The 15,755-nt window shown below is 69.1% G+C and carries 14 protein-coding genes; 1 reads left to right on the top strand and 13 read right to left on the bottom strand.

Annotated elements, in window-relative coordinates:
* The coding region (locus NED98_RS21575; protein ID WP_265314439.1) for a GcrA family cell cycle regulator at window positions 1-266 on the bottom strand (266 nt) is incomplete at its 3' end.
* Window positions 267-327: 61 nt separating this feature from the next.
* Here NED98_RS21575 and NED98_RS21570 point away from each other — a divergent pair.
* Window positions 328-1,182 (top strand): ABC transporter permease, encoded by an 855-nt coding sequence (locus NED98_RS21570; protein WP_265269073.1) that lies wholly within the window; start codon window positions 328-330, stop codon window positions 1,180-1,182.
* A gap of 114 nt (window positions 1,183-1,296) precedes the next feature.
* Here NED98_RS21570 and NED98_RS21565 read toward each other — a convergent pair whose 3' ends face one another.
* From NED98_RS21565 to murD, 12 genes are all read right to left on the bottom strand, one after another.
* On the bottom strand, window positions 1,297-2,466 hold the full coding sequence (locus tag NED98_RS21565; protein ID WP_265314437.1) for a deoxyguanosinetriphosphate triphosphohydrolase: 1,170 nt from the start codon (window positions 2,464-2,466) through the stop codon (window positions 1,297-1,299).
* On the bottom strand, window positions 2,463-4,589 hold the full coding sequence (locus NED98_RS21560) for an SPOR domain-containing protein (protein WP_265314436.1): 2,127 nt from the start codon (window positions 4,587-4,589) through the stop codon (window positions 2,463-2,465). The genes NED98_RS21565 and NED98_RS21560 overlap by 4 nt, the downstream gene beginning before the upstream one ends.
* A 157-nt stretch (window positions 4,590-4,746) precedes the next feature.
* Window positions 4,747-6,216 (bottom strand): cell division protein FtsZ, encoded by a 1,470-nt coding sequence (ftsZ, locus tag NED98_RS21555; RefSeq protein ID WP_179510785.1) that lies wholly within the window; start codon window positions 6,214-6,216, stop codon window positions 4,747-4,749.
* Between the two features lie 107 nt (window positions 6,217-6,323).
* Entirely contained in the window at window positions 6,324-7,586 is a 1,263-nt protein-coding gene (gene ftsA, locus NED98_RS21550; RefSeq protein WP_265269070.1) for a cell division protein FtsA, read from the bottom strand.
* Between the two features lie 18 nt (window positions 7,587-7,604).
* Complete coding sequence (locus NED98_RS21545; protein WP_265269069.1) at window positions 7,605-8,546, bottom strand: cell division protein FtsQ/DivIB; 942 nt, start codon at window positions 8,544-8,546, stop codon at window positions 7,605-7,607.
* On the bottom strand, window positions 8,543-9,499 hold the full coding sequence (locus NED98_RS21540; RefSeq protein ID WP_265269068.1) for a D-alanine--D-alanine ligase: 957 nt from the start codon (window positions 9,497-9,499) through the stop codon (window positions 8,543-8,545). Before NED98_RS21540 ends, NED98_RS21545 begins: the two co-directional genes overlap by 4 nt.
* Complete coding sequence (locus tag NED98_RS21535; protein WP_265314434.1) at window positions 9,492-9,722, bottom strand: hypothetical protein; 231 nt, start codon at window positions 9,720-9,722, stop codon at window positions 9,492-9,494. The genes NED98_RS21540 and NED98_RS21535 overlap by 8 nt, the downstream gene beginning before the upstream one ends.
* Window positions 9,719-10,618 (bottom strand): UDP-N-acetylmuramate dehydrogenase, encoded by a 900-nt coding sequence (murB, locus tag NED98_RS21530; RefSeq protein WP_265314433.1) that lies wholly within the window; start codon window positions 10,616-10,618, stop codon window positions 9,719-9,721. The genes NED98_RS21535 and murB overlap by 4 nt, the downstream gene beginning before the upstream one ends.
* Window positions 10,615-12,030 carry a UDP-N-acetylmuramate--L-alanine ligase gene (murC, locus tag NED98_RS21525; protein WP_179510780.1) on the bottom strand — a complete coding sequence of 472 codons (1,416 nt, stop codon included), beginning with the start codon at window positions 12,028-12,030 and terminating at the stop codon, window positions 10,615-10,617. Before murC ends, murB begins: the two co-directional genes overlap by 4 nt.
* Window positions 12,027-13,172, bottom strand: coding sequence for an undecaprenyldiphospho-muramoylpentapeptide beta-N-acetylglucosaminyltransferase (murG, locus tag NED98_RS21520; protein WP_265269064.1), 1,146 nt, complete (start codon window positions 13,170-13,172; stop codon window positions 12,027-12,029). The genes murC and murG overlap by 4 nt, the downstream gene beginning before the upstream one ends.
* Window positions 13,169-14,401: an FtsW/RodA/SpoVE family cell cycle protein gene (locus tag NED98_RS21515; RefSeq protein ID WP_265269063.1), complete on the bottom strand. Its 1,233-nt coding sequence runs from the start codon at window positions 14,399-14,401 to the stop codon at window positions 13,169-13,171. Before NED98_RS21515 ends, murG begins: the two co-directional genes overlap by 4 nt.
* Entirely contained in the window at window positions 14,398-15,681 is a 1,284-nt protein-coding gene (murD, locus tag NED98_RS21510) for a UDP-N-acetylmuramoyl-L-alanine--D-glutamate ligase (RefSeq protein WP_265314432.1), read from the bottom strand. Before murD ends, NED98_RS21515 begins: the two co-directional genes overlap by 4 nt.
* Window positions 15,682-15,755 lie beyond the last annotated feature (74 nt).

Below are 15,755 nucleotides of genomic sequence, written 5' to 3'. Positions count from 1 at the left end.
GGCGGTGCCACGACCGGCGCGGGCGCAGCGGCGACCGGCGGCGACGGCGCACGCGGCGCCGGGGCGGCGGCGGGCGCGGACGGCGCCTTCGCCTCGGCCTCCTTCGGCACGACCGGCGACGGGCGCGACTGCAGCCCGAGGCGATGCGCCTTGCCGATCACGGCATTACGGCTGACCCCGCCCAGCGCCTCGGCGATCTGGCTCGCGGTCTGCCCGCCTTCCCACATGGTCTTGAGCGTCTGGATACGCTCCTCGGTCCACGACATAATCTTCCCTCGTTGGCGGCCGGGTTGCAGCCGCTCGCCGCAGCGTCTACCCGCATGCGTGATGAGCAGCCATCCCCCAATCGGCCATAATCCGTCGGCGATCAGAAACGCACCGGGCGTTCCGGTGATCCGAAACGTCAATTGGGGCGGCCTGAAGACCCTCTATGTGAAGGAGGTGCGCCGGTTCTTCAAGGTGCACCTCCAGACTGTATGGGCGCCGGCCGCCACCACCTTGCTGTTCCTGATCGTTTTCACGATCGCGACGGGGGCGAAACGCCCGGTGCATGTCGGCGGAATCGACATCCCCTTCGCCGATTTCATCGCCCCCGGGCTGATCATCAGCCAGGGGATGATGAACCCTGCCTTCGCCAATGCCAGCTTCTCGCTGCTGGTCGGCAAGATCCAGGGCACGATCGTCGATTATCTCCAGCCGCCGCTCTCCAATCTGGAGCTGCTGACGGCGCTGGTCGGCGGGGCGATGACCCGCGCCTTCCTCGTTGGGCTGATCTGCTGGGCGGCGATGGCGCTCTATCCGGGCGTCCATGTCACCCCGGTGCATCCGGTCGCGGTGATCTGGTTCGGCTTCCTCGGCGCGGCGTTCCTCGCCTTCCTCGGGGTGCTGACCTCGATCTGGGCGGAGAAATTCGATCATGCCGCGGCGGTGACCAATTTCGTCATCGCGCCGCTTTCGCTCCTCTCGGGCACCTTCTATTCGGTCGACCATCTCGCGCCCGCCTTCCGCGCGTTCAGCCATGTGAACCCGTTCTTCTACATCATCTCGGGCTTCCGCTACGGTTTCCTCGGCACCGCCGATTCGCCGGTGCTGGTGGGCAGCGTGGTGATCCTCGCGCTCGATATCGCGCTCGGGCTGCTGTGCTACGTCGCGCTGCGGCGCGGGTGGAAGCTGAAGAACTGAGCCCCTTCCCCGTCATTCCCGCGAAGGCGGGAATCCATTCTGGCTGGCTCCGGCGATAGAATCGCAGACGGTTGTGCTTATGGATTCCCGCCTTCGCGGGAATGACGGAGATTTCTAAAACCCCTCGGGCATCTCGGCCGGGCCGACCACGCGTTCATATTCGCGGATCGCGTAACGATCGGTCATCCCCGCGATATAATCGGCGATATGGCGGCTGAGCGCTGGCTCCTCGGCCGGTAGCGCCGCGCGCCATTCTTCGGGCATCAGCAGCGGATCGGCGCGCAGCGCGGCGAACAGCCCCGCCACCACGCGATGCGCCGCCGCCGCGGCCTCGAGCTGGCGCGGGTGGTGATAGAGATTGGCGTACATGAAGCGCTTCAGATCGCGCTCCTCCTCGCGCATCGCATCGGAGAAGGCGACGAGCGCGCGCGCCGCGGCGCGCACGTCGGCCGCGTCGCGCACCCCCGATTCGGCGATCCGCCGCCGCGTCTCGCCGATCAGATCGAGCACCATCGCGCCAATCTGCTGCCGCACCAGCTCGCGCGACAGCCGCCGGTCGGAGATATCGGGAAAGCGCGTCTTCGCCGCCGCCCAGCCGCGTGCGACCAGCGGCACCGCGTGCAATTGCTCGGGGCTCAGCAGGCCGGCGCGCAGCCCGTCGTCGATATCGTGATTGTCATAGGCGATGTCGTCGGCGATCGCCGCGATCTGCGCCTCGAGGCTGGGCCAGGTGCCGAGTTCCAGCCCCGCCGCCGCATCCGCCTCGGCCAGCGCCCAGCCGGGATGCCGCACCGGGCCATTGTGCTTGGCGAGCCCCTCCAGCGTCTCCCACGTCAGGTTGAGCCCGTCGAACCGCGGATAGGAGCGCTCGATCCGCATCAGCGTGCGCAGCGTATGGCCGTTATGATCGAATCCGCCCTCGGCGAGCGTCGCCGCCTTGAGCGCATCCTCGCCGGCATGGCCGAACGGCGGGTGGCCGATATCGTGCGCGAGACAGATCGCCTCGGTCAGATCCTCGTTAACGCCAAGCGACCGCGCGATCGTCCGCCCGATCTGCGCCACTTCCAGGCTGTGGGTCAGCCGGACGCGGAAGTGATCGCCGTCGGGGGCGAGGAACACCTGAGTCTTGTGGCGCAGCCGGCGGAACGCGATCGAGTGGATGATGCGATCGCGATCGCGCTGATAATCGTCGCGCGGGCCGCGCGTCGCGCCGCCCTCCTCCGCGTGGAGCCGCCCGCGCCCGCGCGCCGGATCGGACGCGCAGGGCGCGAGCGCGCGGCTCATTTGCCCTCGATCTTGGTCATCTTCTGGCCGGCGGTGCTGGTGAAGGTGAACGCCTCGATCCCCTCCTTGCGCAGCTTGTTGACCATCGCGCGCGCTTCGGCCTCGCTCTTGAACGGGCCGGTGACGACGCGGTTGGTGGCGCGCAGCGGCGTCGTATAGGCGTGCTTGCCGTTGAGCGTGCTGCTCTTGGCCTGCGCCTTGGCCCAGGCCTTGGGCAGATCGCTCTCATTAGCCCCGCCCGCGACCTGCACCCAGATCCGCGACGGCTGCGCCTTGGCGGCCTTGCGCTCCTCGGCGGCCTGCTTGGCTTCCTCGGCCTTCTTGGCGGCGGCGAGCTTCTTGGCCGCTTCCGCCTTGCGCTCGGCGGCGGTCTGCTTCTTCGCGGGCTTCGCCTCGGCGTCGGCAGCCTGATCGGCCTCTTCGTCGGCCTTGGCCGATGCCTTGCGGCCGCCTGCGGGCTTGTCGCGGACCTCCGCGAGATCGACCATTGCGAGATTCTTGGCCGCGGTCCGGGCGCGGCCGGTTGCGGACGTGGCCCGGGTCTCCTCCGCGGCGGCCTCGTCCACCGCCTTGCCGCGCGCGGCGCGCGACGATGATTTGACCGGCGGCGTCGCCTCGCTCTCCTCGCGCGCCGGTTTGGGCGGGGTGCGGACGACAGCGCGCGGCGGCAGCGTCTGCGCCACCTCACGGCGCGGCGCGACGCGCACCGCGGAAGATTCGGCGGGCGGCGGCGGCGCGGTGACGGGCGCCGGGCGCTCGTGCAGCTCGGATTGCGGCACCGAAATCCCCGCGATGATCCGCGCGAGGATCGTATCCTCGCTCGCCTTGGGCGAAACGGGGGTGGTCGGGGTCACGATCTGCGGCACGGGCGCAGCCGCGGCGGCGGTTTCCACCGGCGCGGGCGCCGGGGCTGCGGGCGGCGGTGCGATCGACTCGGCGCGCGGCACGCTCGGGATCGCCGGCGACGACGATTCGACCGGGCGAGGCGCGGCGCTGGCGACCTGTCGCGGCGACGGCGGCGTGGCATCGCGCTGCGCGAGCTGCGGCGGATAGGTGCGCGGCGGCAGCTTCTGCGACACTTCCTGCGGCGCGCCGAACACCACACCGCTGCCGGGATAGCGCGGCGGCTCGGGCAGATTGGGCTGGCTCGCCACCTGCGCGGGCGGCGCGGCGACCGGCACGACCGGCGCGACCTTGCCGCGGCGACGATCGCGTTCACGCTCGCGGCGGTCGCGCTCGCGCTCGGCGGCGGAGGGCTGCGGGGGCGGCGGGGCGGCGGCGACGCGCACCGGCGCGCTGGTGGTTTCCGGCGGCAGCGGCGGCAGCGGCGGCGTCATCCGCGCATCGGCGAGCCGCGCCGCGCTCGCGCGGACTTCGCCGAAATGCACCGCAAATGCCTTGTCGACCGGCGCAAGCTTCGGCAGTTGCTGGAAGAAGCCGGCGAGCCCGCTCGCCATGCTCGGCGGCATCATCGTGCTCGCGATCTTCTCCGCGCCCGCCACGTCTCCGCCCATCGCGAGGATGAAGGCGCGCGCGCGCCACGCGCCGCGATCGCTTTTGCGCACCAGGGGCTCGATCTGCTTGAGCGCTTCGTCCTGTCGCCCGGAAATCGCCAGCGACAGCGCGTAGCGGCGCTGCACCTCGTCCTGCGGCCCGGCCTGAAGCGCAAGGCGATAGTCGCGCTGCGCGCGCTGCTGCTCGCCGATCAGATCATAGGCGAGCCCGCGATCCCCCGCGAAGGTGCGCGGATCGAGCCCATAGCCCGCCGCCTGGTCGAAATAGCGCAGCGCCTCGCCCGGCCGCTCCTGCTGGACAAGGATGCGCGCCATCCCGGCCTTCACCCGGCCGTTCATCGGATCGATCTGGTCGGCGCGCTTGAACAACGTGGCGGCGGCGGTGGGATCGCCGAGCGTCAGCGAGAGCTCGCCAGCCTCGATCAACGCATTGAGATCGCGCGGGTTTGCACCCAGAGTGCGCATCGCCTCGGCCAGTTTGTCGGCGTCGGAGAGCACCCCGCGCGGGGGCAGCGGCTGGACCATCTGGAGCTGGGCGGCAACCGCCGCCGGCGCGGTCGCGGCGACCGATGTCAGCAGCAGGAATGCGAAGGAAATCGGGCGACTCATCGCGTCAGGAAAATTCTCTTGTCGAAAGGCGGAATGCCACCCTCCTTAACGAGTGCAGCCACGCCCCGCCAGCACCGGTCGCGACCGACCGGAAGCGACACACGGCGATCCGGGGGAGCGGCGCGGCCAACGCCGGCGGCGCTCCCCGAATGCGCGCTTACTGGTTGTTCTGACGATGCAGGAACCGCGGGATATCGAGCGAATCCTTGCCCTCGCCGTCCTCGGGGCGCTGCGCCCCGCGCGAGGCGTTCTGCATCCGCTCGAACAGGGTGCCGCCGAGCTTGACGCGTGGTGCCGGCGCGGCCTCCTCTTCGGCATCGGCGCCCGACGACAGCCAGCGGCGGCGTGGCGCCTGCGCGGGCGCTTCGTCGTCGAACACCTTGGGCTGCTCCGCGGCGGCCGGCGGGGTCGCGGCGGGCGCCGGCTCGGGCACGATCGTCTCGGCGCCGAGCAGCAGTTCGTCGTCGGCGGGCTCGGCCGGCGGCGCGGCGGCCTCGGTCGGCGCAGGCTTCGCCTCAGGCGCCGGGGTCTCGACCGCAGCAGGCTCGGCCGCGGCGGCCTCCTCCTTCGGCGCGGCAGCCGGGGCGGCCGGCTCGCTGCGACGCGGCGCGGAGAAGGTGAAGGCGCGCGCCGGCTCGGCCGCGGGGGCCTCGGTGCGCGCTTCGGCCTCGATCCCGGTCGCGACGACCGAGACGCGGATCTTGCCTTCGAGCTCGGGGTTGAACGCCGATCCCCAGATGATGTTGGCTTCGGGATCGACCAGCTCGCGGATATGGTTCGCGGCCTCGTCGACCTCGAGCAGGCGCATGTCCTCGCCGCCGGTGATCGAGATGATCACGCCCTTGGCGCCCTGCATCGACACGCCGTCGAGCAGCGGGTTGGCGATCGCCTTCTGCGCGGCGACCAAAGCGCGGTCGTCGCCCTCGGCCTCGCCGGTGCCCATCATCGCCTTGCCCATCTCCTGCATCACCGAGCGGACGTCGGCGAAGTCGAGGTTGATGAGGCCCGGCATGACCATCAGGTCGGTGATCCCGCGCACGCCCTGCTGGAGCACCTCATCGGCCATTTCGAAGGCCTGTTTGAAGGTGGTGTTGGCGTTGGCGATCAGGAACAGATTCTGGTTGGGGATGACGATCAGCGTATCGACATACTTCTGCAGCTCCTCGATCCCGCTGTCGGCGGATTTGGCGCGGCGGTTGCCCTCGAACGCGAACGGCTTGGTGACGACGCCGACCGTCAGGATGCCCATGTCGCGGGCGGCCTTGGCGATCACCGGCGCGGCGCCGGTGCCCGTCCCGCCGCCCATCCCGGCGGCGATGAAGCACATATGCGCGCCTTCGAGTCGGCGCGACATTTCCTCGATCGTTTCCTCGGCGGCGGCGCGACCGATCTCCGGCCGGCTACCCGCGCCGAGCCCCTGGGTGATCTTCGCCCCGAGCTGGATCTTCTGCGGCGCGTTGGATTGTTTGAGCGCCTGCGCGTCGGTGTTGGCGACGAGGAAATCCACGCCCTGCACCTCGGCCCGCATCATGTTGGCGATCGCGTTGCCGCCCGCCCCACCGACACCGATCACCGCGATGCGCGGCGTCAGCTCGTCCGCATCCGGCGTGATGAATTCGATTCCCATCGCGTACTTACTCCGCCTGCCCCGGCTCCACCCCAGCGCCGAGCGTCTCGATTAACCTTCCTGCAACATAGCGTCCGACCGTGCCAGCCGAAAACCACTGTGCAGCCTCAATAATTGGCCTTCACCGTCTGAAAGAGGCGTTTGAGCGCCCTCAACCCCTTCGGCCGATAAACCTGCTGCGCCTGCTGCGGCACCAGCCCGCGCAAATCGATCGGATCATTGGCCGCGAAAAATGCCAGCCCGGCGAGCGTCGCAAAGCCCGGCCCGGCATGTGCCTCGGGCAATCCGGTCAGCCCGCGCGGCCGCCCGACGCGCACCGAGCGGCCGAGCACCTGCTGCGCATAGTCGGCGATGCCCTTTAGCTCCGCGCCGCCCCCGGTCAACACCACCTGGCGGTTGATCGGGCCTTCGAACTTCAATTCCTTGAGCGCGGTCTGCACCTCGCCCATCAATTGCTCCAGCCGGGTGCGGATCACCGCGATCAACGCCGCCTTGGTGATCTGCAGCGCGTCGCCGTCCTCCTCATTCTCGGGGAAGCGGATCGTGATCATCTCATGATTGTCGCGCGGGCTCGCATTCGCCGAGCCGTGGAAACATTTCATCCGCTCCGCCTGCCCGCGCGTCGTGCCGAAGGCGGAGGCGATATCGTCGGTGATGTCGGACGAGCCGATCGCGATCGACTTCAATCCGACGAGCATCTCGCCCGCGAACAACGAGACATTGGTGATCCCCGCGCCGATCTCGACCAACGCCACCCCCAGATCGCGCTCCTCGTCGCTGAGGCAGGCGAGCCCGGTCGCGACCGGCGCGGCGATGATCGACTTGACCTCCAGATGCGCCGAGCGGACGCACAGATCGAGGTTGCGCACCGGCGAACCATCGGCGGCGATGACATGGATGTGCACCCCGAGCCGGTCGGCGTGGAGCCCGATCGGCTTCTTGACGCCATCGAGCCCGTCGAGCGTGTAAAGCGCGGGCTGCGCGTGGAGCACCATCCGGCCCTGCGGATCGATCGACTGGCGCCCTTCCTGCAGCAAGGCGTCGATATCGGCCTGTTCGATACGGTGGCCGTTGAGCTCCGACTCGATGAACGCCTCGTCGGACACCAGCCCGCCGGCGGAGAAGCCCGCCCAGACATTCTCGATATTGATCCCCGCGATCCGCTCCGCCTGCTCGACCGCCTCGCGCACCGCCACCTCGGTCGCGGCCATGTCGGCGATATAGCCGCGCTTCACCCCGCGCGACTCGCGCTGCCCGGTGCCGAGCACGATCAGCTCGCCGCCATCGCCCTTCTGGGCGATCATCGCCGAAATCTTCGACGATCCGATGTCCAGCGCGGTGATCAGTCCTTCCGGTGCTGCCTTCGCCATGTCCCCGTCGCCCCTTCTTCAGACATCGCCGGTCCGCGCAACGCGCGTCTCGGTGGTGGTGCCGTTCCCCGTGCCATTGCCGCCATTTTCCCCCTGGTCGGCATCGGCGCGGTTACTGTCCGGCCCCGGCTTGCGCGCGACCAATTTGTTCGGATCGCGCATATCGAAACGTACCCAGCCCTTGCCCAGCAATGGCTTGGCGCCCTCCATCTCGGCGAATTTGACCAACGCCTGCGCCGCATTGTCCTGCGGCAGCAGCAAGGTCTCGCCGCTGTCGAAGGTGATATCCCAGCGCCGGTTGCCGACCCAGGTCGCCGCCTTGACGCGCGGGCGAAGCGCCGGCGCGGCGGCGAGCAATTGCTGATACGCCGCCTCCTGCTGCGCCGCCCCCGGCCCGATCACCAAAGGCAGCCCGGCGGGCATGTGATCGGCGTCGATCGGCGCGAGCAGCACGCCATTGGCGTCGATCAGCGTCAATTGTCCTTCGTTCTGCCAGATCGCCGCCGGCTCGCGCTCGACGATATGGATCAGCAGCCGATCGGGGAAGCGCCGCGAGACATAAGCGTCAGCGATCCAGCCATAGGCCAGGAGCCGCTTGCGCACCGCATCGAGATCGACCGCGAGCAACGGCCGCTCCGCCGCCTGATTCTCCAGCGCGACGGCATAGACCGTCTCGCGGTCCATCTTCTTGAGGCCGGTGATATCGACCTGCTCGACCCGCATCCCGGCACGCCCGGTGCTCTCGGCGATCGCGCCGCCGATCATCCCGGGCACGCCGAACCAGGTCGCGCCGGCGAGCACCGCCGCGCCGCCGACGCCGAGGAAGGTCCAGGTGACCATCCGGCGCAAGGTATCGTGGCTGATCGGCAGCTTGGCGATCAGCCGGTCGCCGAACGAGGTCTTGCGGCGCGGCGCCCCCGGGCGGCGCGGCGGCGAGCGGCGGACGGGCTGTCGGCTCATACCGCTTCCTCCTGCAACGCCCGATCCTGCAACGCCGCGTCGACGATCGCCTGCACCAGCTCGGGATAGCTCATCCCGGTATGCCGCGCCTGTTCGGGGACGAGGCTCAGCGGGGTCATCCCCGGCTGGGTGTTGACCTCGAGCAGGAACAATCCGTCGATCCCGCGCTCGTCGTCCCAGCGGAAATCGGCGCGGCTGCACCCCTTGCAGCCGAGCAGGCGATGCGCCTCGAGCGCGATCGACTTGCACGCCTCGGTGATCTCGTCGGGGATCTGCGCCGGGAAGATATGCTCGGTCAGCCCCTCGGTATATTTGGCGTCATAATCGTAGAAGCCGCTCTTGGGGCGCAATTCGGTCACGCCGAGCGCGCGATCGCCGAGCACCGCGGTGGTCAGCTCGCGCCCGCGGACATAGGGTTCGGCGAGCAATTCCTCGAAATGCTGCCACGGCCCCTCGACATCGCGCCCGATCGGCGTGCCGTAATTGCCGTCGGCGGTGACGATCGCGATGCCGACCGACGAGCCTTCGTTGACCGGCTTGAGCACATAGGGCCGCGCCAGCGGGTCGCCGGCGAACAATTCGGCCGATTTGACCACGCGACCGCCCGGCATCGGGATGCCGTGGGGGACGAGCTGGTTCTTGGTCAGGATCTTGTCGATCGCGATCACCGAGGTGGCGAGCCCGGAGTGGGTATAGGTAAGCCCGAGCAGGTCCATCATCCCCTGCACCGACCCGTCCTCGCCGGGGGTGCCGTGGAGCGCGTTGAACACCACGTCCGGCTTCGCCTCGGCGAGCCGCGCGGCGACGTCGCGCCCCATATCGATCCGCGTGACGCGATGCCCGAGCGATTCCAGCGCCTCAGCGATACCCTTGCCCGACGACAGCGACACCTCGCGCTCCGCCGACCAGCCGCCCATCAGCACGACGATGTGAAGCGGACGACGATCAGACACGCGATACTCCTTGCGATACGAACAACTTGAGCCCCTGCCCTTCAGGGAAGGTTTTGGGATTGGGCCGTGCCGCAGACGGCGCCGCCCGCTGCACGAAGAAAGACAGCCCTTCGACAAGCTCAGGGCGAACGGGATGAGCGATAGCCCCACCGCAAATATCGTTCGGACTGAGCTTGTCGAAGCCCTGCCCTTTCTTGCTCCACGGATGGACGGCGCGCATCATTTCGCCACCCCGACCCGCTGGATTTCCCATTCGAGCGCGACGCCGCTTTTGGCCTTCACCCGCGCGCGCACTTCCTCGCCCAAGGCCTCGATATCGGCGCTGGTCGCGCCGCCGAGGTTGATGAGGAAATTGGTATGCTTCTCGCTTACCTGCGCGTCGCCGATGCGCAACCCCCGGCAACCCGCGGAATCGACCAGCGCCCATGCCTTCTCACCCGGCGGGTTCTTGAAGGTCGAGCCCCCGGTCTTGGAACGCAGCGGCTGCGAGGCTTCGCGCGACGCGGCGATACGGTCCATCTCCGCCTGGATCGCCGCCGGCTCGCCGGGCCGCCCGCGCAAGGTGGCGCTCACCACCACCGCGCCTTCGGGCAGGTCGGAATGGCGATAGGTATAGCCAAGCTCGGCCACCTCCAGCACGCGCCGCTCGCCCGAGCGCAGCACCACCTCGCATTCGACGAGGATATCCGCGGTCTCGCTGCCGTACGCGCCGCCGTTCATCCGCACGAACCCGCCGACCGTGCCGGGGATCGAGCGAAGGAACTCCACCCCCGCGATCCCCGCGTCGCGCGCGGTGGAGGATACGAGGATGCCGCTCGCCCCGCCGCCGCAGACCAGCGTCGTCGCATCGATCGCCTCGACCCTGGCGAAGGGCTTACCGAGCCGCACCACCACGCCGGGCACCCCGCCGTCGCGCACGATCAGGTTGGAGCCGAGCCCCAGCGCCATCACCGGCACCGCCGGATCGAGCCGCGACAGGAAGCGCGAAAGATCGTCGGCGTCCTTCGGCTCGAACAGCCATTGCGCCGCGCCGCCCGCCTTGAACCAAACGAGCGGCGCAAGCGGCGCATCGGGGGTCAGCCGGCCGGCGACCTCGGGCAAGGCGAGGGCGACGCTCATCGTCGCGCGTCGATCGCGGGGCCGAGCCCGGCGGCCCATTTGGTGATATCGCCCGCGCCGAGGCAGACGATCTGGTCCCCGCCGCGCACCGCGCCCGCGAGCACGTCAGCGAGCGCATCGGCATCAGCCACCGTCGCCGCCGCGCGATGCCCGCGCCGCTTGAGCCCCTCGACCAGCGCCTCGGCATCGGCGCCCTCGACCGGCGCCTCGCCCGCGGCATAGACCGGGGTGACATAGACCATGTCGGCGTCGTTGAACGCGCTCTGGAAGTCGTCCATCAGATTGGCGAGCCGCGTGTAGCGGTGCGGCTGGACCACCGCGATCACCCGCCCCGCCGCGCTCTCGCGCGCCGCCGCGAGCACCGCGCGGATCTCGACCGGGTGGTGGCCGTAATCGTCGATGATCGTCGCCACGCCGTCGTCCGCCCGCACCTCGCCGACCTTGGTGAAGCGGCGCTTGACCCCGCCGAACTTCTCGAACCCCTTCTGGATCGTCGCATCGTCGATACCGAGTTCGAGCGCGACGCCGATCGCTGCCAGCGCATTCTGGACATTGTGGCGGCCGGGCATCGGCAGATCGATATGCTCGATCGAGCGCGCGGTACCGTCGCGGTGGCGGATGATCGCCTCGAAGCGATTGCCGCCGGGATAAGGCACGACATTCACCCCGCGCACGTCGGCCGAGGCGGCGAAGCCATAGGTCACGATGCGCCGGTCGCGCACCCGTGGGATCAGCGCCTGCACCTCGGGGTGATCGAGGCACAGCAGCGCCGCGCCATAGAAGGGCACGTTTTCGATAAATTCGGCATAAGCCGCCTTAGCGCGTTCGAAATCCCCGTAATGATCGAGATGCTCGGGATCGATATTGGTGACCACCGCGATCGTGCCGTCGAGCCGCAGGAAGCTGCCGTCGCTTTCGTCGGCCTCGACCACCATCCAGTCGCTGTCGCCCAGCCGGGCGTTGCTGCCATAGCTGTTGATGATCCCGCCGTTGATCACGGTCGGATCGACCCCGCCCGCATCGAGCAGCGCCGCGACCATCGAGGTGGTGGTGGTCTTGCCGTGCGTCCCCGCCACCGCGACGGTCGATTTGAGCCGCATCAGTTCGGCGAGCATCTCCGCGCGGCGCACCACCGGGATGCGGCGTTCGAGCGCAGCCTCGACCTCGGGGTTGCCGCGCTTGATCGCGGTGGAGGTGACGACCACCGCCGCATCGCCGAGATTTTCCGCCTTATGCCCGATCGCGACCGCGATGCCCTTGGCGCGCAGCCCCTCGACGACATAGCCTTCGGCGACGTCCGAGCCCTGCACCGCATAGCCGAGGTTGTTCATCACCTCGGCGATCCCCGACATGCCGATCCCGCCGATGCCGACGAAATGGATCGTGCCGATATTGGTGGGGACGCCCTTCACGCGAACGCCTCCTTGCGCACCACCGGGCCGACCGGGAGCGCGATGCTCGGCGCGTCGAGGCTTTCGACCAGATCGGCCAGATCGCGCGCCGCATCTGGCTTGCCGCAGGCGCGGGCGCGACCCGCGGCATTTTCGAGCGCTTCAGGATCGAGACCGAGTTTCTGCATCTGCTTGGCGAGTTCCGACGGGGTGAACTGGCGCTGCGCGATCGTCCGCGCACCGCCCGCAAGCGTCATCTCGCGCGCATTGGCGGTCTGGTGGTCGTCGGTCGCCGAGGGCAAGGGCACGAGGATCGCGGGGCGCCCGGCGACGGTCAGTTCGGCGATCGTCGAGGCGCCGGCACGCGCGATCACGACATGCGCCCAGCCGAGATGTTCGGGCAGGTCGGGGAGATAGGTCGCGAGATCGGCGGCGATATCGAGCTCGGCATATTTGGCGCGCGCGGCGTCGATATCCTCGATCCGCGCCTGATGCGTCACCTGCAGCCGGCGACGAAAGGCGACGGGGAGCAGCGCGAGCCCGTCGGGCACCACCTGGCTCAGCACGCTCGCCCCCTGAGACCCGCCGGTGACGAGGACACGGAAGATGCCGTCCTCCTCGAGCAGCGGATAAGGCTTCGCCCGCAGCGCGAGGACATTGTCGCGCACCGGATTGCCGACGCAATGGGTTTTGCCGAGCAGTTTCGGCTTCAATCGCTGGGTCTCGGCATAAGAGGTGGCGATCGCATCGACCCGCGCCGCGACCAGCCGGTTGACCCGCCCGAGCACCGCATTCTGCTCGTGGATCGCGGTCGGGATCTTCTCGGCGAACGCCGCCGCCAGCGCCGGGAAAGCGGGATAGCCGCCGAAACCGATCACCGCCGCCGGGGTGAAGGTGCGATAGAGCTGGCGCGCCATCGCCCGGCCACGCCACATCTCGCGCGCCGCCTTGGCCCAGCCGACCGGGCCGCCGCTGAACCGCCCGGCGGGCAGCACATGCGTCTGTACCCCGTCGAACAGCCCGGGGAAGCGCACCCCGCGTTCGTCGGACACCAGCGCGACGCGATGCCCGCGCCGGATCAGTTCTTCGGCTAATGCAGCAGCGGGCACCATGTGCCCGCCCGTACCGCCCGCCGCGAGAACGAAGTGCCGCGGGCGCGTCATAGCGGCCCCCAGCGCGTGACATAGGGGCTGCGCAGCAGGAACGGATTGCGCCGCGTGAAGGTAAGCAACAGGCCCATCCCGATCGACAGCGCGACCATCGATGAACCGCCATAACTGATGAACGGCAACGTCATGCCCTTTGACGGCGCGAGGCCGGTGTTGACCGCCATCGAGACCAGCGCCTGCGCGCCGAACTGCGTGGCGAGCCCGCCGGCCGCGAGCAATTTGAAATTATCCTGTTCGTCGAGCAGTTTCACGAAGACGCGCACCACGATCGCCAGAAACGTCACCGCGATCACCATACACGCAATCAATCCGAACTCCTCGCCGATGACCGAGTAGATATAGTCCGTGTGCGCTTCGGGAAGCCCGAATTTCACCGTGCCGCCGCCGGGGCCGGTGCCGGTCCACCCGCCGGCGGTGAGCGTGGCATGCGCGGCGTTGGTCTGGAAATGGTCGCTCGCCCCCGTCCCCTCGGCATCGGGGAACAGAAAGGCGTCGATCCGCGCGCGCGCGGTGCCGTAGAAGATATAGGCCGCGACCAGCGCCGCGGGGGCCATCGCGACGAAGCCCGCGATCGTCCGCATCGGCGTGCCCGCGATCATCAGCAGCGCCAGCCACACCGCGCAGAAGATGATCGTCTGCCCCAGATCGGGCTGGAGCATCAGCATCCCCGCCACCGCGACGGTGATCGCAAAGGTGATCGTGGTGACCGGCAGGTCCTGGTCGCGCGCGCGCAGCGAAAGCAGCCAGGCGATCGTGACGATGAAGCACGGCTTGAGGAATTCGGACGGCTGGAATTGCGCGACGCCGAAGCCGATCCAGCGCCGCGCGCCGTTCACCGTCACGCCGATCAGCGGGGTGAGCGCGAGCAGCCCCGCGAACACGCCGCAGCCGAGCACCGCGAGCCGCCGCGCGGTGTTGACCGGCAGCATCGAGGTGACGAACAGCACCGGCAGCGATACCGCCACCCACATCACCTGCCGCCAGAAATAATAGAGCGGCGGGAATTTCATATGCTCGCCCGAATAGCGCACCGCGCTCGCCGGGCTCGCCGCCGCCACCGCGAGCAGCCCGACCGCGATCAGCCCGAGCGTCAGCAGCAGCAATACGCGATCGGTATCCCAGAACCACGTGCCGAGCGGCGAACGATCGCCGCGCCCGCCGCGCCCCTTGAGCCGCGCACGGAGCCCCGCCTCGTTCAGGATCTCGGCCTTTTCCTCGCTCATGCCAGCGCCCCCACCGCGTCGCGAAATGCCTGTCCGCGATGCTCATAGTCGCGGAACTGATCGAAGGAAGCCGCCGCGGGCGACAGCAGCACGGTTTCCCCCGGCTGCGCCGCCTGCGCCGCGCGCTCCACCGCCGTCGCCAGCGTCCCCGCTTCCTCGACCGGCATCACGTCGCGCAGGATCGCGGCGAACCGCGCCCCGGCCTCGCCGATCGTATAGGCACGGACGACATGGTCGAACCACGGGCGGCAGGCATCGAGATCGTCGCCCTTGGCGCGCCCGCCGACGATCCAATGCACCCGCGGGAAGGCGCCGAGCGCCGGCGCGGTGCTTTCGGGATTGGTCGCCTTGCTGTCGTCGACATAAGCGACGCCGTGGACCTCCCCCACCTTTTCCATGCGATGCGGGAGGCCGGCGAAACTCTCCAGCGCGCGATCGATCGTCGCTTCGTCGACGCCCAGCACCTTGGCCACCGCGATCGCGGCGAGCGCGTTCTGCGCATTATGCGGCCCCTGCAGGCTCGGCCAGCGCGACTGATCGAGGCATACGCCCGGCGCGATCTTGGTGAGGTGTTCGGCGCGCGCCGACAATGACCGGGCGATCTCGGCCGAGGGCACGTCGCCGATCCCGATCACCGCCTCATGCGCGGGCGATTGCATCGCGAACAGCCGCGCCTTGGACGCGGCATAGCCGGCAAAGCCGTCGTAGCGATCGAGATGATCGGGGGTGAGGTTGAGCAGCACCGCGACATCGCAATCGAGGCTGTGGGTCAGATCGATCTGATAACTCGACAGTTCGAGCACATAGACCCCGCCGGCCGGTAGCGGCGCCTGCGCGAGGATCGGCAGCCCGATATTGCCGCCCATCAGCGCGGGGATGCCGGCTTGCTTCAGGATATGCGTGACGAGCGCGGTGGTGGTCGATTTGCCGTTGGTGCCGGTGATGCCGACCACCTTGTGCGGCGGCAGCTCGGCGCGCGCCTCGGCGAACAGCTCGATATCGCCGGTGATCGCCACCCCCGCCGCGCGCGCCTTGGCCGCGAGCGGGTGGGTGTTGAGCGGGACCCCGGGGGAGACGACAAGCGCGTCGAACCGGGCGAGGTCGATCGTATCGAGATCGGCGATCGTCGCGCCTTCTATCCCCTCGCGCCGGTCGGCGTTGCTGTCCCAGGCGGTGACGTCGGCGCCACCCGCGACCAGCGCGCGCACCGTCGCCACGCCGGTCCGCGCGAGACCGAGCACCGCATAACGTTTGCCGCGCCAGGAGGAGGAGACGATCACGCGCCCGTTCTCCCGCACTCTGTAACCACCCCGGCGAAGGCCGGGGTCCAGTTACGACCGGCCCGATGCTGGAC

The organism is Sphingomonas lycopersici, from assembly GCF_026130605.1.
Taxonomy (GTDB): Bacteria; Pseudomonadota; Alphaproteobacteria; order Sphingomonadales; family Sphingomonadaceae; genus Sphingomonas; species Sphingomonas lycopersici.
This window is presented reverse-complemented; position numbering and strand designations above follow the sequence as displayed.